Annotated in this window: 22 protein-coding genes; 9 read left to right on the forward strand and 13 right to left on the reverse strand. The window is 67.1% G+C overall.

The annotated features are described in order from the left end of the window. Window positions 1-45: 45 nt before the first annotated feature. Window positions 46-975: an electron transfer flavoprotein subunit alpha/FixB family protein gene (locus tag ACODSL_RS08230; RefSeq protein ID WP_488900179.1), complete on the reverse strand. Its 930-nt coding sequence runs from the start codon at window positions 973-975 to the stop codon at window positions 46-48. Then, the gene (locus ACODSL_RS08235) at window positions 975-1,724 is read right to left on the reverse strand and encodes an electron transfer flavoprotein subunit beta/FixA family protein (RefSeq protein WP_488900180.1); all 750 of its coding nucleotides are present in this window, start codon (window positions 1,722-1,724) and stop codon (window positions 975-977) included. The genes ACODSL_RS08230 and ACODSL_RS08235 overlap by 1 nt, the downstream gene beginning before the upstream one ends. 147 nt (window positions 1,725-1,871) lie before the next feature. On the opposite strand from ACODSL_RS08235, the gene ACODSL_RS08240 reads away from it, so the two are divergent. Further along, window positions 1,872-2,210, forward strand: coding sequence for a hypothetical protein (locus ACODSL_RS08240; RefSeq protein WP_488900181.1), 339 nt, complete (start codon window positions 1,872-1,874; stop codon window positions 2,208-2,210). Window positions 2,211-2,256: 46 nt separating this feature from the next. On the opposite strand, the gene ACODSL_RS08245 is transcribed toward ACODSL_RS08240, so the two are convergent. Beyond that, on the reverse strand, window positions 2,257-2,835 hold the full coding sequence (locus ACODSL_RS08245) for a cob(I)yrinic acid a,c-diamide adenosyltransferase (RefSeq protein WP_488900182.1): 579 nt from the start codon (window positions 2,833-2,835) through the stop codon (window positions 2,257-2,259). A gap of 4 nt (window positions 2,836-2,839) precedes the next feature. Further along, a complete protein-coding gene (locus ACODSL_RS08250; RefSeq protein ID WP_488900183.1) occupies window positions 2,840-3,046 on the reverse strand; it encodes a twin transmembrane helix small protein in 207 nt (68 codons plus the stop codon). 306 nt (window positions 3,047-3,352) lie between these two features. On the opposite strand from ACODSL_RS08250, the gene ACODSL_RS08255 reads away from it, so the two are divergent. Genes ACODSL_RS08255 through ACODSL_RS08265 form a run of 3 tightly spaced genes read left to right on the forward strand, consistent with a single transcriptional unit; the run spans window position 3,353 to window position 4,876 of the window. Then, a complete protein-coding gene (locus tag ACODSL_RS08255; protein WP_488900184.1) occupies window positions 3,353-3,574 on the forward strand; it encodes a hypothetical protein in 222 nt (73 codons plus the stop codon). Continuing rightward, the gene (locus ACODSL_RS08260; protein ID WP_488900185.1) at window positions 3,571-4,218 is read left to right on the forward strand and encodes a TetR/AcrR family transcriptional regulator; all 648 of its coding nucleotides are present in this window, start codon (window positions 3,571-3,573) and stop codon (window positions 4,216-4,218) included. Before ACODSL_RS08255 ends, ACODSL_RS08260 begins: the two co-directional genes overlap by 4 nt. A 55-nt stretch (window positions 4,219-4,273) precedes the next feature. Next, window positions 4,274-4,876 (forward strand): TetR/AcrR family transcriptional regulator, encoded by a 603-nt coding sequence (locus ACODSL_RS08265; protein ID WP_488900186.1) that lies wholly within the window; start codon window positions 4,274-4,276, stop codon window positions 4,874-4,876. 40 nt (window positions 4,877-4,916) lie between these two features. On the opposite strand, the gene ACODSL_RS08270 is transcribed toward ACODSL_RS08265, so the two are convergent. Beyond that, on the reverse strand, window positions 4,917-6,608 hold the full coding sequence (locus ACODSL_RS08270; protein ID WP_488900187.1) for an acyl-CoA dehydrogenase family protein: 1,692 nt from the start codon (window positions 6,606-6,608) through the stop codon (window positions 4,917-4,919). A 144-nt stretch (window positions 6,609-6,752) separates the two neighbouring features. On the opposite strand from ACODSL_RS08270, the gene ACODSL_RS08275 reads away from it, so the two are divergent. Then, window positions 6,753-7,379: a glutathione S-transferase family protein gene (locus ACODSL_RS08275; protein WP_488900188.1), complete on the forward strand. Its 627-nt coding sequence runs from the start codon at window positions 6,753-6,755 to the stop codon at window positions 7,377-7,379. Window positions 7,380-7,517: 138 nt separating this feature from the next. Here ACODSL_RS08275 and ACODSL_RS08280 read toward each other — a convergent pair whose 3' ends face one another. From ACODSL_RS08280 to cysS, 6 genes are all read right to left on the reverse strand, one after another. Further along, window positions 7,518-8,294 carry an alpha/beta fold hydrolase gene (locus ACODSL_RS08280; RefSeq protein ID WP_488900189.1) on the reverse strand — a complete coding sequence of 259 codons (777 nt, stop codon included), beginning with the start codon at window positions 8,292-8,294 and terminating at the stop codon, window positions 7,518-7,520. Window positions 8,295-8,483: 189 nt separating this feature from the next. Then, window positions 8,484-10,406, reverse strand: coding sequence for a threonine--tRNA ligase (gene thrS / locus ACODSL_RS08285; protein ID WP_488900190.1), 1,923 nt, complete (start codon window positions 10,404-10,406; stop codon window positions 8,484-8,486). Then, window positions 10,403-10,642, reverse strand: coding sequence for a membrane protein insertion efficiency factor YidD (gene yidD / locus ACODSL_RS08290; RefSeq protein WP_488900191.1), 240 nt, complete (start codon window positions 10,640-10,642; stop codon window positions 10,403-10,405). The genes thrS and yidD overlap by 4 nt, the downstream gene beginning before the upstream one ends. Window positions 10,643-10,700: 58 nt before the next feature. Beyond that, window positions 10,701-11,153 carry an iron-sulfur cluster assembly scaffold protein gene (locus tag ACODSL_RS08295; RefSeq protein ID WP_488900192.1) on the reverse strand — a complete coding sequence of 151 codons (453 nt, stop codon included), beginning with the start codon at window positions 11,151-11,153 and terminating at the stop codon, window positions 10,701-10,703. Between the two features lie 156 nt (window positions 11,154-11,309). After that, on the reverse strand, window positions 11,310-11,759 hold the full coding sequence (locus ACODSL_RS08300) for an SRPBCC family protein (RefSeq protein WP_488900193.1): 450 nt from the start codon (window positions 11,757-11,759) through the stop codon (window positions 11,310-11,312). A gap of 196 nt (window positions 11,760-11,955) precedes the next feature. Continuing rightward, window positions 11,956-13,338, reverse strand: a complete 1,383-nt coding sequence (cysS, locus tag ACODSL_RS08305) for a cysteine--tRNA ligase (protein WP_488900194.1) — start codon at window positions 13,336-13,338, stop codon at window positions 11,956-11,958. Window positions 13,339-13,503: 165 nt separating this feature from the next. Between cysS and folE the strand changes: the two genes are divergently transcribed. After that, window positions 13,504-14,136, forward strand: coding sequence for a GTP cyclohydrolase I FolE (gene folE, locus ACODSL_RS08310; protein WP_488900195.1), 633 nt, complete (start codon window positions 13,504-13,506; stop codon window positions 14,134-14,136). An 85-nt stretch (window positions 14,137-14,221) separates the two neighbouring features. Here the strand turns inward: folE and ACODSL_RS08315 are convergent, their stop codons facing one another. Next, window positions 14,222-15,103: a DUF817 domain-containing protein gene (locus ACODSL_RS08315; protein ID WP_488900196.1), complete on the reverse strand. Its 882-nt coding sequence runs from the start codon at window positions 15,101-15,103 to the stop codon at window positions 14,222-14,224. A gap of 42 nt (window positions 15,104-15,145) precedes the next feature. On the opposite strand from ACODSL_RS08315, the gene hisI reads away from it, so the two are divergent. Next, complete coding sequence (hisI, locus tag ACODSL_RS08320; protein WP_488900197.1) at window positions 15,146-15,547, forward strand: phosphoribosyl-AMP cyclohydrolase; 402 nt, start codon at window positions 15,146-15,148, stop codon at window positions 15,545-15,547. 88 nt (window positions 15,548-15,635) lie between these two features. On the opposite strand, the gene ACODSL_RS08325 is transcribed toward hisI, so the two are convergent. Next, window positions 15,636-17,306 carry an alkaline phosphatase D family protein gene (locus ACODSL_RS08325; protein WP_488900198.1) on the reverse strand — a complete coding sequence of 557 codons (1,671 nt, stop codon included), beginning with the start codon at window positions 17,304-17,306 and terminating at the stop codon, window positions 15,636-15,638. A 175-nt stretch (window positions 17,307-17,481) separates the two neighbouring features. On the opposite strand from ACODSL_RS08325, the gene ACODSL_RS08330 reads away from it, so the two are divergent. Both ACODSL_RS08330 and ACODSL_RS08335 read left to right on the forward strand, forming a co-directional pair. Next, window positions 17,482-17,793, forward strand: coding sequence for a ferritin family protein (locus ACODSL_RS08330; protein WP_488900199.1), 312 nt, complete (start codon window positions 17,482-17,484; stop codon window positions 17,791-17,793). Then, the gene (locus ACODSL_RS08335) at window positions 17,790-18,809 is read left to right on the forward strand and encodes an RluA family pseudouridine synthase (protein WP_488900200.1); all 1,020 of its coding nucleotides are present in this window, start codon (window positions 17,790-17,792) and stop codon (window positions 18,807-18,809) included. Before ACODSL_RS08330 ends, ACODSL_RS08335 begins: the two co-directional genes overlap by 4 nt. The last annotated feature ends 310 nt before the right edge of the window (window positions 18,810-19,119 follow it).

Raw genomic sequence — 19,119 nt, forward strand, 5'->3', positions numbered from 1 at the left:
GCACGCGCTCCGGGCCTTCGTCGTTTCAGGCCCTGAGCGGGGCCATCAGCCCAGCGCGGCCATCAGCTCCGGCACGGCGGTCTTGTAGTCGGCGACCAGGCCGTAGTCGGCGACCTGGAAGATCGGCGCGTCGGCGTCCTTGTTGATCGCGACGATCACCTTGGAGTCCTTCATGCCGGCCAGGTGCTGGATGGCGCCCGAGATGCCGATGGCGATGTACAGCGCCGGGGCGACGACCTTGCCGGTCTGGCCGACCTGGTAGTCGTTCGGCGCGTAGCCGGCGTCGACCGCGGCCCGCGAGGCGCCGACAGCGGCGCCAAGCTTGTCGGCCAGCGGCTCGATGACCCGCTGGAACTCTTCGGCCGAACCCATGGCGCGACCGCCGGAGACGACGATCTTGGCGGCCGTCAGTTCCGGGCGGTCCGACTTGACCATCTCTTCGGAGACGAACTTCGCGCCGGAACCGGCGGCGGCGGCGGTCTTCTCGACCGAGGCTGAACCGCCTTCAGCGGCGGCCTTGAAGGCCGTCGGGCGAACCGTCAGGACCTTCTTGGCGTCCGAAGTCTGGACCGTTTCCAGCGCGTTGCCGGCGTAGATCGGCCGGACGAAGGTGTCAGCGCTGACCACTTCGATGACGTCAGAGATCGGCGAGGCGTCGAGCTTGGCCGCCACGCGGGGGGCGAAGTTCTTGCCGGCCGAGGTGGCCGGGACCAGCAGCGCGTCATAGCCGCCCATCAGGCCGGCGATCGTGTCAGAGATGGCTTCCGCCAGCCCGTGACCCACGTCCGCGCCCTCGGCGAGGATGACCTTGCGCACGCCGGCGATCTTGGCGGCGGTGGCGGCCACGGCGTCAGCGCCCTGGCCCAGGACCAGAACGTCGACGTCGCCCGACATCTGCAGGGCGGCGGTGACGGTCTTGTGGGTAGTGTCGCGCAGGTGCGCGTTGTCGTTATCGGCGACGACGAGAACGGCCATCAGAGGACCCCCGCTTCAGTCTTCAGCTTGCTCACCAGATCGGCAGCGGTTTCGACCTTGATGCCGGCCGAGCGCTTGGCGGGCTCGGTGACCTTCAGGACCTTCAGGCGCGGCGCGACGTCGACGCCGTAGTCGCCGGTCGCCTTGACCGCGATTTCCTTCTTCTTCGCCTTCATGATGTTCGGCAGCGAAGCATAGCGCGGCTCGTTGAGACGCAGGTCGGCGGTGATCACCGCCGGCAGCGCGACTTCGAGAACCTGCAGGCCGCCGTCGACTTCACGGGTCACGGTGGCTTTGCCGCCGGCGATCTCGACCTTGGAGGCGAACGTCGCCTGCGGCCAGCCGAGGATCTGCGAGAGCATCTGGCCGACGGCGTTGTTGTCGCCGTCGATGGCCTGCTTGCCCATCAGCACCACGTCCGCGCCTTCTTCCTTCGCCACGGCGGCGAGGAGCTTGGCGACGGCCAGCGGCTCAACATCGACGTCCGACTGGATCAGGATGCCGCGATCGGCGCCCATGGCCAGAGCCGTACGGATGGTTTCCTGCGCCTGGGTCGGGCCGACGGAGACGGCGATGACCTCGGTGGCGACGCCCTTTTCCTTGAGACGGACGGCCTCTTCGACCGCGATCTCGCAGAAGGGATTCATGGACATCTTGACGTTCGCCAGGTCGACGCCCGACTGGTCGGGCTTCACCCGAGCCTTCACGTTATAATCGATAACCCGTTTGACCGGGACCAGCACCTTCATGGGTTTGTCCGCCCGTGTTTGTTGCGTTGCGAAAAATTTTGCGCGGGGAAGGCTGATAACGACTCCGCCGCGCAATGCAAGTTTCCGTCAGGGTCAAGCTAGGCCGGAAAATTGCCGTCGCCAGCCTGTTCGTATAGACGGCCTCCCATGAACCCGACGATCAATCGCCTGAAGATCCTGTTCCTGATCCTCTTCGCCATCGGCGCGGTGGCGATCTGGGGCTACCAGATCTTCTACGTCTGGCCGGCCCAGAAGTGCGACGACCGGGAAGGCTGGTGGGATCGCAAGAGCCGCATCTGCGCCTCGCCGATCTACATTCCCAGCATCACCGGCCGCCCGGCCGGCATGAGCCGCAAGGAATGGTCGGAGCGGCAGGCCGCAAGGGAGGCGGTTCACGAACGCGAAGGCTATCCGGCGCCGGACAGCTCGCCGGCGGCTGACGCTCGGGCTCCGGCGGCCAAGGCGGATACCCCCGCAAAGAAGTAGGCGCGCCGCCGTGCCGAACCACGCAGAGACGCCGTAGCGCGGCTGCCTACCGGCTTCCGCCCGGGACCCAGAGCACATCCCCCGCGCCCTTGTCGTTGGCCCAGCGGCCGGCGACAAACAGCAGATCCGACAGCCGGTTCAGGTATTTGATCGCCGCGGCGCTGACCGGCTCGTCGGGCTGGCCTGCCAGCGCGACACAGGTGCGCTCGGCCCGGCGGCAGACGGTGCGCGCCTGGTGCAGCGCCGCAGCAGCCGGCGTCCCGCCCGGCAGTACGAACGAGGTGAGGTCCGACAGCTCCTCGTTCAGCCGGTCGATCTCGGTTTCCAGACGGTCGACCTGGGACTGCAGGATGCGCAGCGGCTCCCATTCGACAGGTTTGCCGCGATCGGGCGTGGCCAGATCGGCGCCAAGGTCGAAAAGGTCGTTCTGGATTCGCCCCAGGATCGGATCGAGCACCGCGTCCGCGGCGGTGTGCAGCCGCACCAGACCGAGGCAGGCGTTGGTCTCGTCCACGCCGCCGTAGGCCTCGACCCGCAGGCTGTCCTTGCGCGCCGGCTCGCCGGTCGCCAGCCGGGTGACGCCGTCGTCGCCCGTGCGGGTGTAGATGCGGTTGAGCGTGACCAAGCCGCTAGACCGCGTGGCTCTTGCGCCACCACAGGGCGGCGACCAGGACCAGAATGGCGATGAACTGCAGCAGTACGCGCAACCGCATGAGCTTGTTTGAGTAGGACCGCCCGAAGTCCCCGCCCCTGAACAGGGCATAGAGACCGAACAGCAGGGCGCCGAGCACGGCGGCCAGCGACACGGGGATCAGAATATCGAAGAGCTTGTCCATGTCCCGCAACCTAGCGCGCGCGAGGGGCTCCGGCCACAGGGGCGGTGACAATCCGCCGCAGCCCGCTTTCGACGAATACGTTCATTGGGCGAATGTGTCGCATTCTTGCGTTCACGGAACGGGATTACCCCTGCCCTTGCGCTGATCGACCTGATTCTCGCCACGAAATTTGTGTTTGACGAGTATCAGTGTTCGCTATAGACGCCGCACCCCACTGCTCAATGAGCATGTTCAATGAACGCGATCAACTCCTCACCGTGGGTCGCGAGCTTTCATCCATAACGGGGAGGACGAGACGGAGAAGTCATGGGCCTGCCCCAAGTCGCCGCCGCCGTCCCTGGCGCGGACCGAGATGAAACCATTGCCGAGGTTCGGCAGTTGATCATGGACCTGCGCGACGCCGCGCAGGACGGCCGGGAGCTCGCGCGGCGCTACGCCGACGTCCTGCAGAAGGTCGTCGATGAGTACTGCGGAGAATTCGAAAAGCGCGCCGAAGCCGCGCTGGCCCGTTTGGAGGCGGTCCGATGAACCATATCCCGATGCGCATGACTGCGCCGCAGCTGCGGCCGCAGAAGCTGACCCGCCGCGCGATGGCCAAGCAGCAGACCCGGGAAAAGGTCCTGCAGGCCGCCCGCGAGATGTTTATCGAGCGCGGCTACGAAGGCGCGACCATCCGTGACATCGCCCGCGCCGCCGGCATGTCGACGGGCGCCGTGTTCGCCAGCTTCACGGACAAGCCCGAACTGTTCGACGCGATCCTGAGCGAGGACTTCGCCGCACTGTTCGACCCGATGCGCGACGCCGCTGTCTCGGCTCCGTCCGCCCGCGAAGCCCTGGTGGCCATGTTCAGCGCCGCCTACCGCGCCCACAGCGCCCAGCTGCCGCTGATCCAGGCCGCGCTCGCGGCCTCCTGGACCCGGACCCCGGAAGCCGAGCAGCTGCGCCGCGAATCGCTTCGCCCGCTACGCGTCCTGGTCATGGAAGTTCTGGAACGTGGTCTTGAGCGCGGCGAACTGACCCGCCGGTTCGACCTGCGGCTGGTCTCGGACGTTCTGTGGGACCTGTATCTGGCCGGATACCGGCCCGCGGCCTTCGAAGGTCTCTCAGTCGAGATCCAGACCGACAGGCTCGCGGACCGGATTGATTTGGTGCTGGCGGGCGTGAAGGCCTAGAGCGGTCTCAGAGCGGCGTCCGGATTCGGACGCCGCCACTCCCGGGGGGGAACGGTTGGCAGGCGTTCGAGAGACGCAGAAACAGGGTACGCGCCGAAAGGTCCTCGAGGCGGCGCGCGACCTGTTCAACGAGATCGGCTACGACGAGACCACAATCCGCGCCATCGCGGAGCGGGCGGGCGTCTCGGTCGGCAGCGTTTTCACGACATTCGCCTCAAAAGCCGACGTGCTCAGCCAGGTCATGGATGACCGGGTCGACGCCCTCTACGCCGAGCTGGACCGCGTGATACGCCACCTGCGCGGCTCCGTGGTCGACCGCATCAGCTCGGTGTTCGCTATCCACTACGATTTCGAATGCCGGCGGGTGAAATTGTTCCTCGCCCATGTCGCGGCCTCGTTCAGTCCGTCGCTCGACGCCTCAACGGTCCCGTTCGGTCGCAACGCGCGGTTCAAGGGCATGCTGATCGACATCATCGTTGATGGCGTGACGCGCGGCGAAGTCCGACCGGACTGTGACCACGACCTGGTGCTGGACACCCTGATGGCCGCCTACGCCTGGAACTACCGCCTCGCGGCCCAGAAGGGCGCCGACGCGGTGCGGATGACCGAGCTAATGGAGCGGCAGGTGGCGCTGATCTTCGAAGGTCTGCGGCCCTGAGCCGCGGGGACATGTACCGCAGGTACGTGTCCCCGTGGTCTCAGTTCCCGTCTTCCAGAAGCCGCCGGGCGATGACCTGCGCCTGGATCTCGCCGGCGCCTTCGAAGATGTTGAGGATGCGGGCGTCGGCCAGCACGCGGCTGATCTCGTATTCCATCGCGAAACCGTTACCGCCATGGATCTGCAGCGCGTTGTCGGCGGCGGCCCAGGCGACCCGGGCGGCGATCAGCTTGGCCATGCCGGCCTCGAGGTCGCAGCGCTTGCCCTCGTCCTTCTGGCGGGCGGCGAAATAGGTCAGCTGGCGCACGGCCATGATCTCGCAGGCCATCATGGCCAGCTTGTTCGACACGCGCGGGAAGCCGAAGATCGGCCCGCCGAACTGCTTGCGGTCGAGGGCGTAGTTGAGCCCGAGTTCCAGCGCCCGCTGGGCCACGCCGACGGCGCGGGCGGCGGTCTGGATGCGGGCGCTCTCGAAGGTCGCCATCAGCTGCTTGAAGCCCTGGCCCTCGACGCCGCCCAGCAGATTGGCCGCCGGCACGGTGAAGCCGTCGAAGCCGATCTCGTATTCCTTCATCCCGCGATAGCCGATCACGCCGATCTCGCCGCCGCTCATGCCGTCGGTCGGGAAGGGGTTGGCGTCGTCGCCGCGCAGCTTGGGGGCCAGCAACATCGACAGGCCGCGATAGTCGGTGGTGTTCGGATCGGTGCGGACCAGCAGGGTCATGACATCGGCGCGGGCCGCGTGGGTGATCCAGGTCTTGTTGCCGGTGACCACATACTGGTCCCCGTCACGGACGCCGCGCGTGCGCAGGCTGCCCAGGTCGGAACCGGTATTGGGCTCGGTGAACACGGCCGTCGGCAGGATCTCAGCGCTGGCGATCTTGGGCAGCCACTCGGCCTTCTGTTCCGGGGTGCCGCCGGTCAGGATCAACTCGGCGGCGATCTCCGAGCGGGTGGCCAGCGATCCGACGCCGATCCAGGCGCGGCTGAGCTCTTCTGACACCACGCACATGGCGGTCTTGCCCATGCCCGCGCCATCGAATTCCTCGGGGATGGTCAGGCCGAACACGCCGAGGTCGCCGAGTTCCTTGACCAGCGCCATCGGGATCAGTTCGTCGCGCAGGTGCCAGCCGTGGGCGAAGGGAACGACTTTCTCCTCGGCGAAGGCGTGGAACTGGTCGCGGATCATCTCGAAGGTTTCGTCCAGACCGGTCTTCTCGACGGTCGGCTTGCCGCGGGCGGCGGCCACCAGGTCGGCCAGGCGGGTCTTGACGGCCTGACCGCCGCCCTGGGTCATCAGCTGGACCAGGGCAGGGGCGAACAGCCGGTTCATGACATCGCGGCTGGCGGTCAGGTCGGCGGGGCGGATCATCTCGCCCTGATTCATCGGGATACCGCCGACCAGCTGGGTGCAGTATTCGGCGAACAGCAGCTGGGCGAGCAGGGCCTCGGTTTCGCCGAAGGCGCCCTCGGCCTCCAGGCGGGCGGCCCAGCCGGCGACCTGGTTCAGCAGCTCGGCGTAGCTGGCGTACCAGCCGAAGCCGTGCACGGCGTGTTGCTCGACGTCCGCCAGCACGCGGTCGATCTTGCCGCCAGTCGAAACCCGCGCCTTCACGTCGCCCTTGGCATCGGCCACGAAGGCGCCGGCGGCGTCGGCCGCCTGCTGCAGCAGGGCGGTCAGACCCGGGATGACCAGGGAGTCGGTCGTGGTTTCGACGGCGGCGGCGCTCATGGGTGCTTTCTCCCCGGATTTTGTTGCGGCGCACTATATGCATTTCGCAAGCGCACACAATCTGACCTCGGCACAGGTAGAATTTGCCACGCCCAAGGCGAGGCCTATGTTGCCGTTCAACCAGACTTTTCCCGGGGAATCGCCGTGCTGACTGTTCACCATCTCAATGAATCGCGCTCACAGCGCATCCTCTGGCTGCTGGAGGAGCTGGGCGCGCCCTACGAGATCAAGTTCTACAGCCGCGACGCGACGACCCGCCTGGCGCCGCCTGAACTGAAGGCCGTCCATCCGCTCGGCAAGTCGCCGGTGATCACCGATGGCGACCAGACGGTCATCGAGTCGGGCGCGATCATCGACTACATCATCCGCAGGCACGGCGGCGGCCGGATGGCCCCAACGCCCGGCACGACCGATCACGAGGCCTACCTGCAGTGGCTGCACTACGCCGAGGGCAGCGCCATGCTGCCCCTGATGCTGAGCATGTACGTCATGCGGCTCGGCGAAGCCGGCGCGCCGCTGCATCCGCGCATCGAGAGCGAGATCGCCAACCACATGAGCTTCATCGAGGGCGCGCTCGACGGCCGCGACTGGCTGATCGGCGACGGCCCGACCGGCGCGGACGCCCAGATGAGCTTTGTCCCAGAGGTGCTGAAGGCGTTCGGCAAGCTCGACAGCTATCCGAACATGGCCGCCTGGATCGCCCGCATCCACGCCCGGCCGGCGTGGCAGGCGGCGCTCGACAAGGGCGGGCCGTATCTGATGGGGCGGTAAAGCTCACCCACGACCGTCATCCTCGGGCTTGTCCCGAGGACCCCTTGCTCAGCCGTACATACAGATCTCCAGCTAGCGCCGTTCGAAACACGTCGAGAGGGGTCCTCGCCACAAGGGCGAGGATGACGGCGGTGTGGGCTAACGCAGCGGGTCGTCCAGGTAGCCGTCCAGAAAATCGAACACGGTCGCCTTGAGAAGCCCGTGCGGGATGGCGTTGAAGTGGTCGCATCCCGCCAGCGACACGGCCTTGCCGCCCGCGATCAGATCGGACAGGCCATGCGGATCGCCGGCCAGGTCATCGCGTGACCCGGCCACGACCAGCGTCGGCGCGGAAATGGTCCGGACATCGTCCCGTGTCGCCGCGTCGCCACGACCGCGGGTGAAGGCGGCCAGGGCCAGCCGGTCCTCGCCTTGTTCGTCGGCGAAATGGCGAAAGCTCTTCAGCATCGGCTCGGCAATGCTGTCAGCGCTGTCGGCCTCCATGGCCACGGCCATCGGCTCGCCCGGGGGCGGCGGGTCGAAGAACGCGCCGCCGACGCCGCCCAGGATCAGGTAGCCGACCCGTTCCCGCTCGTGGATCGCCAGCGACAGCGACAGCCGGGCGCCCATCGAATAGCCGAACACATTGGCCCATTCGACGCCCAGATGATCGAGGAGGCCGGTGATGTCGCCGAGCAGAATATCGCGGCCATAGGCGGCCGGGTCATGCGGCTTGCCGCTCTCGCCGTGGCCGCGCAGGTCCAGCGCGACCAGCCGCTGTCCGCGCTGGGCGATGGCGGCGTACCAACCGGTGCGCTTCCAGGCCTCCTGCCGGTTCGACGAAAAGCCGTGGATCAGCAGCAGCGGCGGCGACCCGGCCGGGCCGGTGTCATCGTAGGCGATCGAAACGCCGTCGACGGTGGTGAAACTGGGCATCCGGGGTTGGTCCCCTCCCCGCGCGACTCTCTGCGGACCCGCAGCTGACAGCGTGGCGCGTCGTGAGTCAGCGTCAACCCAAATCGTCATCCCGGAAGCCGCGCAGCGGCTATCCGGGACCCGGATTCGGCCGACCTTTGATCTGGGTCCCGGCTCGACCCTTCGGGCCGGCCGGGACGACAGGTGAGGCTAGCCGCGCAGATCCGGCGGCGTCGCTTCCTCGGTCAGCAGGCGGATCGCCTCCTCGACCGAGACCACCGCCTGGTCCTGCGAGCCCAGCCGGCGGATGGCGACCGTTCCCTCCTCGGCCTCCTTGCGGCCGACCACGGCGATGGTCGGCACCTTGGCGACGCTGTGCTCGCGGATCTTGTAGCCGACCTTCTCGTTGCGCAGATCGACCTCGACCCGCAGGCCGGCGGCGCGGAACTTCGCCGTGACCTCCTTAGCGTAGTCGTCGGCCTCCGAGACGATGGTCGTGACCACGGCCTGGACCGGCGCCAGCCACATCGGGAAACGACCGGCGTAGTTCTCGATCATGATGCCGATGAACCGCTCCAGCGAGCCGAGGATCGCCCGATGCAGCATCACCGGCCGCTGCTTGGAGCCGTCCTCGGCGATGTACTCGGCGCCCAGGCGTTCAGGCAGGACGTAGTCCAGCTGCAACGTGCCGCACGTCCATTCGCGGCCGATGGCGTCCTGCACGATGAAGTCGAGCTTCGGAGCATAAAAAGCCCCGTCGCCCTCGGCGATCACCGGCTCGACGCCCGCCTGTTTGGCGGCCTCGGCGAGCATGCCCTCGGCACGATCCCAGAACTCGTCCGAGCCGGCGCGGATTTCAGGCCGCGTCGCCAGGGCGATGTACTTGGTGTTCATGTCGAAGTCGGCGTGAATCATCCGCGTCAGGCGGATGAAGCGCTCCGTCTCCTCGACGATCTGGTCCTCGCGACAGAAGATGTGGGCGTCGTCCTGCGTGAAGGCGCGCACCCGCATCAGCCCGTGCAGGGCGCCGGACGGCTCATAGCGGTGGCAGGCCCCGAACTCGGCCATGCGCATCGGCAGTTCCTTGTAGGAGCGCTGGCCGACATTCCAGATCTGCACGTGGCCCGGGCAGTTCATCGGCTTGAGCGACAGGATCTCGCCCTCGACCGTCTCGCAGACGAACATGTTGGGACGGTACTTGTCCCAGTGGCCGGAGTTCTCCCAGAACGTCTTGTCGAGCACCTGGGGCGTCTTGACCTCGATGTAGCCGGCCGCGTCGAGACGGCGACGCATGTAGGCTTCGAGCGTGCGCCACAGCTGCCAGCCCTTGGGGTGCCAGAAGACCATGCCCCGGCCCTCTTCCTGCATATGGAAGAGGTCCATGGACCGGCCCAGCTTGCGGTGGTCGCGCTTCTCGGCTTCCTCAACCCGTTGCAGATAGGCGGCGAGGTCCTCCGGCGTGGCCCAGGCCGTGCCGTAGATCCGCTGCAGCTGGGCGTTGTTCTGGTCGCCGCGCCAGTAGGCGCCGGCCAGCTTCGTCAGCTTGAACGCCTTGCCGACGTGCTTCGTCGACGGCAGGTGCGGCCCGCGGCAAAGGTCGGCCCAGTTGCCCTGACGATAGAGCGTCACGTCCTGATCGGCCGGGATGCCCTCGATGATCTCGGCCTTGTACTGCTCGCCGATGGCCTTGAAGTGGGCGATCGCCTTGTCGCGCTCCCACACTTCGCGGACGATCTTCTCGTCGCGGTCGACGATCTCGGCCATGCGCTTTTCGATGGCCGCGAAGTCGTCCGTGCTGAACGGCTCGTCGCGGGCGAAGTCGTAATAGAAGCCGTCCTCGACGTTCGGGCCGATCGTCACCTGCGTGCCGGGAAACAGCTCCTGCACGGCCTCGGCCAGCACGTGGGCCGTGTCGTGGCGGATGGTGTCGAGCGCGTCGGGGTCATTGCGGTCGACGAACTCGACCTTGCCGCCGCCGGGCAGCGGGCGGTCGAAGTCGAGCAGCTGGCCGTCGAGACGGACCAGCAGCGTGCGTTTGGCCAGCGAGGGCGAGATGGCCGTGGCCACGTCACGGCCGCTGGAGCCTTGCGGATACTGACGGACGGAGCCGTCGGGGAAGATCAGGTCGATCATAGCGGTTCACACTTTCGCGGCGGCACCGGATCGTATCCGGAGCGGCCCCAGGGATGGCAGCTGCACAGACGCTTCGTGGCGAGCCAGCCGCCGCGAACGGGTCCATGCGTGATCAGGGCCTCGCGCGCATAGTCCGAACAGGTCGGCAGGAAGCGGCACTGGCGTCCGATCAACGGGGACAGCGTCAGCTTGTAGGCGCGGTGCGCCAGCGTAACGCTGCGTTCGTAGAGGGTCATGCCGACACGAGGGTGGGTGAACGAGTCCCGGCGCTTATCGACGCGCCAGCGCGCGCGATCAAGCCGCGTCGGCGCCGCTAGTTCGTGTGCCGGCCTGACGGACAGCCGCGACCGCGGCCTCGAACGCCAGAAGCGTCGAGGCATGTCGGGCAGGATAGTCCTTCACGGGCGCCAGCACGGCCAGATCCTCAAACCGTCCGGTCGGCGCGGGGCCGCCGGACTTCAACATCGCGGCAAGCTGATCGCGCGCGGTTGAGATTTCGTCAAGTCCCGCGCCGATGACGTTGGCGCCGAGGACCGCCGCCGAAGCCTGGCCAAGGGCGCAGGCCTGGACATCCTGGGCGAAGTCCGCGACCCGGCCGTCCCCGTCCAGGGCCACGTCGACGACGATCCTGCTGCCGCACAGCTTGGCGACCTTTTCCGCCGAGCCCTGCGGCACAGCCAGCCGCCCCGCGTGCGGCATGTTGGCCGCCAGGGTCAGGATACGGGCGCTGTAGAGGTCATCGATCATGACGCATACATAACTACCGCTCATCCTCGCGAAAGCGAGGGCCCAGGTGTTTTTGACCCAGCAGCTCACCTGTCGGGTCAGGCGGCATCCTTGCCTGAACCGTGAGCCGAAGCTCTGAAAAAGCCTGGGCCCTCGCTTTCGCGGGGATGAGCGGATCTATTTTCTGCTCTTCCACAAGGCTTCGCATCGGTGCTTGAGCACCTCGTTCATGGTCTCGAACGCCTCGACGATCTGCCGGCGCTGGCGACGGGCCGTCCAGGACCCCAACAGGCCGTCGTAGATCTCGCCGTTGGAGAAGATCACATTCTCCGGCCCCATCTTCTCGATTTCCAGGTAGCGCACCGTCCGCACCCAGCCACGCATGGTGTCCAGTCGCCAGTGGATATGGTCGTAGGGCGCCCAGTCGAGGATCACCGGATTGATGGTGCGCACGGCTTCGCCCGGCAGCCGGATATCCACCGTCCAGCGGTTGCCGATGCGGATCTCGCCCTCGGCCCTCGGATACATCGGCGCCCAGCTCGCCCAGCCGGGAATGTCCGACAGGATCTCCCAGACGATCTCGTCGGGGGCCTGGATGCCTATGCGGCGTTCAAGTTTTACTGCCATTTCCGTTCCGGGGCCGTGGTGGTCAGGTTTCTCATACTGCCCCCTTCCCCCTCGATGGGGGAAGGGTCGGGAATGGGGGTGAATGCAGGGTGTTGCGGGAAAGGCGCGGGAGGCATCGAGCCCAATAGCGCCCCTCGCCCAACGACAGCGGCCACACCTCCACCCCTGCCCCTCCTCCATCGAGGAGGAGGGGTTTTTAGGTCGGCTCCTTCAACCGCCAGGTGGCCCCAGTCGGGGAATCCATGACGATCACGCCCAGCGCGTCGATCTCGCCACGGATGCGGTCCGCCTCGGCCCAGTTCTTGTCCGCGCGGGCCTCCACGCGGGCTTCCAGCAGAGCCTCGACCTTGGTCTTGAGATCCTCATCCGCCCCGCCGGCGAACCAGACATCCGGATCGGCCTTCAGGAAGCCCAGCAGGTTGGCGGCCGCCAGCAGGTCGGCCTTCGCCGCCGCCTTGCCGTCGCCGTGGGCCGTTTCCAGCGTCTTGGCCAGGGCGAACAACTCGGCATAGGCCTTGGGCGTGTTCAGATCATCCGAGAGGGCCTCGATGAAGGCCGCCGGCGGATCGCGCACCTCGACGTCCAGCCCCTTGACCCGCTGCAGCGCGCCATAGAGCCGGTCGAGCGCCTTGCGGCTCTGCTCGATCAACTCGCCGGTCCAGTCCAGCGGCTGGCGATAGTGGGCCGCCAGCAGGGCCCAGCGCAGCACCTCGCCCGGCACGGTCTTCAGCAGATCGTGCGGGATGATGACGTTGCCGAGGCTCTTGCTCATCTTCTCGCCGGCCATGTCGAGGAAGCCGTTGTGCATCCAGTAGTTGGCGTAGACCGGGATGCCGTGGGCGCAGCGCCCCTGGGCCAGCTCGTTCTCATGGTGCGGGAACTGCAGATCGATGCCGCCGCCGTGAATGTCGATCGGCAGACCGAGCACGGCCTCGATCATCGCGGAGCACTCGATGTGCCAGCCCGGCCGACCGGCGCCCCAGGGCGAGGCCCATTCCGGCTCGCCCGGCTTGGACGGCTTCCACAGCACGAAATCGGCCGGGTGACGCTTGTAGGGCGCCGGATCGACCCGGGCGACCTGGACCATGTCGTCCATCGGCCTGCCCGACAGCTTGCCGTAGTCTGCGAAGCTCTGGGTGTCGAACAGCACATGGCCCTCGGCGGCGTAGGCGCTGCCGCGCTCGATCAGCGCGCCGATCTGCGCCAGCATGGCGTCGATATTCTCGGTCGCGCGTGGCTGCAGCGTCGGCGGCAGCGCGCCCAGCGCGCCCATGTCTTCCTCATAGGCCGCCAGATAGCGGTCGGTGATCACCCGGATATCGACGCCCTCGTCGATGGCCTTCTGGTTGATCTTGTCATCCACGTCGGTGACGTTGCGGGCGTAGACCACGTGATGCTCGCCATAGAGCTCGCGCAGCAGCCGGAACAGCACGTCGAACACGACCACGGGCCGGGCGTTGCCGATGTGGGCGTAGCCATAGACCGTCGGTCCACAGACATACATCGTCACCCGCTGGGGATCGGCGGGAACGAAGGGCCGCTTTTCGCGGGCCATGGTGTCATAGAGCTTCAGGGTCATGTCCGTCTGACGTTGGGTAAGAACTTGCCGGTTCGCCGGTGAGCCCCATATAGCTTTCAGGCGCGAGCGAAGCCACGGCTGCTCGCGTTGTGAATGGGGTGGCACGCGTCATTCCGGGGCGACAGGCGCCCTGGCGCAACTCAGCCCCGGGAAGATCCTCTCGAAATGGACGCCATGAGCCGCGAGCGAACCCTGATCGGCGATGCCGGTCTTGATCTTGAACCCGCCAAGCGCCCGTCGCGCGAAGAGGCGATGGACGCCGTCCGGACGCTGATCGCGTGGTCCGGCGACGACCCCCGCCGGGAAGGCGTGATCGACACGCCCAAGCGCGTCGTCGACGCCTACGCCGAATGGTTCGAAGGCTATGCCGCCGACCCGGCGAAGGAGCTCAGCCGCACCTTCGAGGACGTGCAGGGCTACGACGACATCGTCATGCTGCGCGAGATCGAGGTGGAGAGCCACTGCGAGCACCACATGGCGCCGTTCCTCGGCAAGGCCTACGTGGCCTACATGCCGACCAACCGCGTCGTCGGCATCAGCAAGATCGCCCGCGTGGTCGAGATCTTCGCCCGTCGCCTGCAGACCCAGGAAACCATGACCCAGCAGATCGCCGACGCGATCTGCGACAGCCTGAAGCCGGCCGGCGTCGCGGTGCTGATCGATGCCGCGCACCAGTGCATGACCACCCGCGGCGTGCACCACCGCCACGTGACGACCATCACCACCCAGTTCCGCGGCGTGTTCAAGACCGACGCGACGCTGCGCCAGCGCTTCCTGGACTTCGTCAACCGGGGCTAGGAAGCACGGGGACATGTACCGCAGGTACGTGTCCCCCAATCGAGCCGCGGGGTTAGGGGACACGTACCTTCGGTACATGTCCCCTCTAGTCCAGACCGGCCACCACGCGCCTCGGCGCGTCGTCGGCGTCGCGGGGCGTCCGCACGGCCGACACAAGCACGAAGCTGAGCAGCATCAGCAGATACCAGCTGCCCATCTTGGCCAGTGAGACCATGTGCCAGCCGGCCCGCTGTGACGGATAGCTCCAGCCATCGGCCAGGGTGCCCAGGTTCTCGGCGATCCAGATAAAAAAGGCGACCAGCAGGAATCCCGCCAGCATCGGCATCCGCCGGGCGGTCAGGTCCGGCGTGAACCGGATCCATGTCCGGCCGAACAACGCCGCCGACAGTACGAACAGCGGCCAGCGCAGGTCCTGCATGTAGTGGTGGCTGAAGAAGTTGAGATAGGCCGCCACCGCCAGCACCCAGGTCGTCCAGACCGGCGGATAGTGCTCGAAGCGGATGTCGAACAGCCGCCAGGCCCGGGCGATGTAGCTGCCGACGCAGGCGTACATGAAGCCGGAGAAGAGCGGCACGCCGCCGATGCGGATCAGACTGGCCTCGGGATAGATCCATGAGCCTTGCGCGGTCTTGAACAGCTCCATCACCGTGCCGACGATGTGGAAGACGAGGATCACCAGCGCCTCGTCCGGATGTTCCATCTTCAGGGCCAGCAGGGCCAGCTGGATGGCGAGCGCGGCGACGACGAGGAAATCGTAGCGGTGCAGGGCGGCGCCCTCCGGCCACAGCAACCTTGAGCCCACCAGCAAGGCCAGCATCAGCCCTCCGAACAGGCAGGCCCAGCCCTGTTTCAGGCCAAACAGCAGGAATTCGTAGGCCCAGCCATGCCACCGCGACCGACCGGCCCAGGGCCGGCAACGGCGGTCGAGGGCGATCACCATGCCCTTGATCCGGTCGTTCAGGCTCATAAGGGGCTGGCCCGATCGGGAACAGCGGCGCCATATGCGGTCATGACCGAGCCCCTTTTCCCAACCGCCCCTGACACCGCCGCGCTTGAGCGCGGGCCGGTTCTGGCCCCCCGTTTCGACGCCGCCGGCCTTGTCGCCGCCGTGGCCCAGCACGCCGACACCGGCGAGATGCTGATGCTGGCGTGGATGAATGCGGAAGCGCTCAAACTGACCCTCGATACCGGACTGGCGCACTATTTCAGCCGTTCGCGCAACGCTCTCTGGAAGAAGGGCGAGACCAGCGGCCAGTTACAGGACGTCGTCGAACTGCGCGTCGACTGCGACCAGGATGCGGTCCTGATCAAAGTCCGCCCTCGCGGAGACGGTGGAGCCTGCCACGTGGGCTTCCGGTCCTGTTTCTATCGTGTCGCGATGCAGGACGGGACGCTGGAGGAGCGGGGGTAGCGCGCTCTCACCCAATTTCGCCCGTCATCGTCGGGCTTGTCCCGACGATGACGGGTTTGGGTGCGCCGGGATGAACGGCGTTGGAACCCTACCCCGCTTTCAGCCCGCTCACCCCGCCGCCGGCCACGGGCGTTACCGTAAACGTGCGCATCGCCGCCGCGGTGTAGGTCTCCGACTGGATGGTCGACACCGCCATGAATTCCGCCTTTGCCTCGGCTTTCGTCAGGGTCAGCAGGATGTAGCCCTTGGCGCTGTGGTCGGTGAACACGACCTCGGCGTTCTTCTCCTCGAAGCCCTGATTCAGCGGCACGCCCTTGATGACGTCGCCAGCGCCGGGGCTGGTCACGCCGGTCGTGCCGAATTCGGCGGCAACCAGTGCGCCGCCCGCGTCGTGCAGCTCGTTGGCCCAGTAGGCGTGGCTGTCGCCGGCCAGCACCAGCGGATGCGCGCCCGCCGCCTTGCAGGCGCCCAGCACGCGTTCCCGGTCGACCGGATACCCGTCCCAGGCGTCTAGATTGTAGGGCAGGCCGAAGGCGCCGAGCGCCGACAGCTGGGCCACGGGCTTGCGGTATTCCTCGGGCAGGCCGGCGACCATCTCGCCGAATTTCGCGTCGCCCATCTGACTGCGGAAGTCCGGGCTGGCCACCCGCGCCATGACGATCTGGTTGCCCAGCACCTGCCAGGTCCGGCCGGCCGCGACCGAGCCCTTCAGCTCGCCAGCCAGCCAGGCCAGCTGGTCGGGGCCCATGAGACGACGCTCCGGATCGAGCCATTTGGTCTTGAAGGCCGCCGCGTCAGGCTTGCCGTCAACGATCGGCAGATCCTCGGCGTAGCGCAGCTGTTGGGACCGCGCGGTCAGACGTGTTTCGACCATCATCAGCGACGCCAGGTCGCCGAAGTGGAACGACCGGTTGATCATCTCGAGGGTCCGGCCCGACTCCGGCTCGCGGATCGGCAGCCACTCGTAGTAGGCCTTCAGCGCGGCGGCCTTGCGGGTCGAGAAATCGCCCTCGCCCTTGTCGGGGTTGTGGTTCTCCCCGCCGCCTTTCCAGGTGTCGTTGCAGACCTCATGATCATCCCAGACGACGATCCACGGAGCTTTCGCGTGGGCCGCCTGCAGCTGCGGGTCGGACTTGTACTGGGCGTGACGCCGCCGGTAGTCCGTCAACGTCAGGCATTCGTGCGGCGGGTCATGGGGCCGGTCAAAGCCGCGACCCGGCTCGTCGCCGTAAGAGCCCGGACCGCCATATTCGTAGATGTAGTCGCCGAGGTGCACGACCGCGTCGACCCGGTCGAGTTCGGCGATCGCGCCATAGGCGTTGAAGTATCCGTTCGGATAGAGCGAGCAGGAAGCGACGGCCAGAACCACGTCCTTCGTCGGCCCGGCCGGCAGGGTGCGGGCGCGACCGACCGGCGACAGATGCCCATCGAAATCGAAGCGATAATAGTAGTCGGTCGCGGGCTTCAGCCCGTCGACATCCGCCTTGACCGTCCAGTCCCGGTCCGATGTCGCGGTGACCGCCACGGCGCGGGCGCCCTTTAGGTCGGCGGTTGTTCCGATCAGCAGCTTTCCGGTCATGGGCAGGGTGTTGGGCGTGGTCACCCGCGTCCAGAAGACGACCCGGTCCTGCAGTGGGTCGCCGCTGGCGACACCGTGATGGTAGGTCGCCGAGGCCAGTTTGGTCGCTTCCGCCGGGCTGGCCGCGACCCCGGCGCCCGCGCCGAGCATCGCCAGCAAGCCGCGTCTGTTGATGGCCATGGTCGTATCCCCCGGTGGTTGTCTGTTTGACCGGGACAGTGCGACGGCTGACCCGGCCCGTCCAGTCCGTCCCGCCACATCTGGTCGCCGTCCGAACCCGTATCTGCGGATGCACGGGCGAGCGTTGACCTGTTATGGGTTGGCGATCGATCCACCGCCAAACCGGAGTCCCCCAATGTCGAGTGAAGGCCTTCACGTCCCCCGTGAGAAGCTGAGCCAGAAGACCCTGCTGCAGCACTACGCCATCACCTCGTTGATCGAGGAACTCGAAGCGGTGGACTGGTATCGCCAGCGGGCCGACGACTGCGAGGACGAGGAGCTGAAAAAGATCCTGCTGCACAATGCCGCCGAGGAGCTGGAGCATGCCTCGATGGCGCTCGAGTGGCTGCGCCGCAGCGATCCCGAGGTCGACAAGAACCTGCGCGAATACCTGTTCAAGGAAGGCTCGATCACGGGCCACGAAGAGAAGGCGACCGGCAAGGCGTGACGCTGACCGGGGGGCTGACTGACGACGAAGAGGTCGACGCCGGGTCCGACGAGGAGCGGCTGATCACGGTCGCGCCGGAGGACGCCGGCGGGCGGCTGGACAAGGTCCTGGCGGACCGCGCGGGCGAGCTGTCGCGGGGCCGCATCCAGGCCCTGATGGCCGCTGGTCGGATCAGTCTGGGCGGCAAGGTCCTGACCGACCCCTCGTCGAAGGCCGCGGCGGGTGACTACAGCCTGCAGGTCCCGGCCCCCGTCGCGGCGGAGCCGCTTCCCGAAGCGATTCCGCTGACGGTGCTGTTCGAGGACGAGCATCTGATCGTCGTCGACAAGCCGGCGGGCATGGCTGCTCATCCCGGCCCCGGCACGCCGGGCGGCACCCTGGTCAACGCGCTGCTGCATCACTGCGGGGCCAGCCTGTCGGGCATCGGCGGAGTCGCCCGGCCGGGCATCGTCCACCGCCTGGACAAGGACACCAGCGGGGTGATGGTCGCGGCGAAAACCGATGCGGCGCATCAGGGACTGTCGGCCCTGTTCGCCACCCATGACATCGACCGGCTGTACATCGCCCTCACCCGCGGCGCGCCGAGCCCCTCGAAGGGGACGATCACGACGCAACTGGGCCGCAGCCAGCACGATCGCAAGAAGATGGCCATCCTGAAGACGGGCGGTCGTGAAGCGATCACCCACTACCAGGTTGCAGCGACCTTTGGCCCGCAGGCCAAACCGCTGGCCGCGCGGGTGTCCTGCCGGCTGGAGACCGGCCGCACACACCAGATCCGCGTGCATCTTGCGAGCAAGGGCGCGCCCTGCCTCGGCGATCCGACCTATGGCTCCGGCCCACCGGCCCCGGCGGTCCGGGCCGCCATGGCCGCCGCCGGCCTGACGCGCCAGGCTCTGCACGCCGCCGTGCTGGGCTTCGTTCACCCGATCACCGGCGAGCTTCTGCGGTTCGAAACGCCTCTCCCTCAGGACATGCTGGCGCTGGAAGAAGGTCTGGGACGACTTCCTTCTCCCTGAGGGAGAAGGTGTCGGGCGGAGCCCGACGGATGAGGGTTTACGGAGAATGCCGGCCGCGTCGTAATCCCTCACCCTCCCGTCGCTGCGCGCCGGGTCCCTCCCTCTCCCGCTGGGAGAGGGCGCCGCGACACGAGACTCCCGGGACCGATAAGGCCGGGACAATCACGGGACATCCGCTCCCGACCCGTCGTGGATTTTTTCTGACAACCCACAGACACAATCTCGATACCCGAGCGCCACAGTCAGGGATTACAAATCGGTCACTGGCCTTCAAACGGCCGGAACGGCTTCCTATCTCGGAGGTTAGGGG

The sequence above is a fragment of the Caulobacter sp. FG121 genome (assembly GCF_057809815.1).

Excerpts from the sequence above, each read along its gene's own strand:
- ACODSL_RS08230 (WP_488900179.1), bottom strand. The coding sequence starts at position 975 with ATGGCCGTTCTCGTCGTCGCCGATAACGACAACGCGCACCTGCGCGAC.
- ACODSL_RS08235 (WP_488900180.1), bottom strand. The coding sequence starts at position 1,724 with ATGAAGGTGCTGGTCCCGGTCAAACGGGTTATCGATTATAACGTGAAG.
- ACODSL_RS08240 (WP_488900181.1), top strand. The coding sequence starts at position 1,872 with ATGAACCCGACGATCAATCGCCTGAAGATCCTGTTCCTGATCCTCTTC.
- ACODSL_RS08250 (WP_488900183.1), bottom strand. The coding sequence starts at position 3,046 with ATGGACAAGCTCTTCGATATTCTGATCCCCGTGTCGCTGGCCGCCGTG.
- ACODSL_RS08255 (WP_488900184.1), top strand. The coding sequence starts at position 3,353 with ATGGGCCTGCCCCAAGTCGCCGCCGCCGTCCCTGGCGCGGACCGAGAT.
- ACODSL_RS08260 (WP_488900185.1), top strand. The coding sequence starts at position 3,571 with ATGAACCATATCCCGATGCGCATGACTGCGCCGCAGCTGCGGCCGCAG.
- ACODSL_RS08270 (WP_488900187.1), bottom strand. The coding sequence starts at position 6,608 with ATGAGCGCCGCCGCCGTCGAAACCACGACCGACTCCCTGGTCATCCCG.
- ACODSL_RS08280 (WP_488900189.1), bottom strand. The coding sequence starts at position 8,294 with ATGCCCAGTTTCACCACCGTCGACGGCGTTTCGATCGCCTACGATGAC.
- thrS (WP_488900190.1), bottom strand. The coding sequence starts at position 10,406 with ATGATCGACCTGATCTTCCCCGACGGCTCCGTCCGTCAGTATCCGCAA.
- yidD (WP_488900191.1), bottom strand. The coding sequence starts at position 10,642 with ATGACCCTCTACGAACGCAGCGTTACGCTGGCGCACCGCGCCTACAAG.
- ACODSL_RS08295 (WP_488900192.1), bottom strand. The coding sequence starts at position 11,153 with ATGATCGATGACCTCTACAGCGCCCGTATCCTGACCCTGGCGGCCAAC.
- ACODSL_RS08300 (WP_488900193.1), bottom strand. The coding sequence starts at position 11,759 with ATGGCAGTAAAACTTGAACGCCGCATAGGCATCCAGGCCCCCGACGAG.
- cysS (WP_488900194.1), bottom strand. The coding sequence starts at position 13,338 with ATGACCCTGAAGCTCTATGACACCATGGCCCGCGAAAAGCGGCCCTTC.
- folE (WP_488900195.1), top strand. The coding sequence starts at position 13,504 with ATGGACGCCATGAGCCGCGAGCGAACCCTGATCGGCGATGCCGGTCTT.
- ACODSL_RS08315 (WP_488900196.1), bottom strand. The coding sequence starts at position 15,103 with ATGAGCCTGAACGACCGGATCAAGGGCATGGTGATCGCCCTCGACCGC.
- hisI (WP_488900197.1), top strand. The coding sequence starts at position 15,146 with ATGACCGAGCCCCTTTTCCCAACCGCCCCTGACACCGCCGCGCTTGAG.
- ACODSL_RS08325 (WP_488900198.1), bottom strand. The coding sequence starts at position 17,306 with ATGGCCATCAACAGACGCGGCTTGCTGGCGATGCTCGGCGCGGGCGCC.
- ACODSL_RS08330 (WP_488900199.1), top strand. The coding sequence starts at position 17,482 with ATGTCGAGTGAAGGCCTTCACGTCCCCCGTGAGAAGCTGAGCCAGAAG.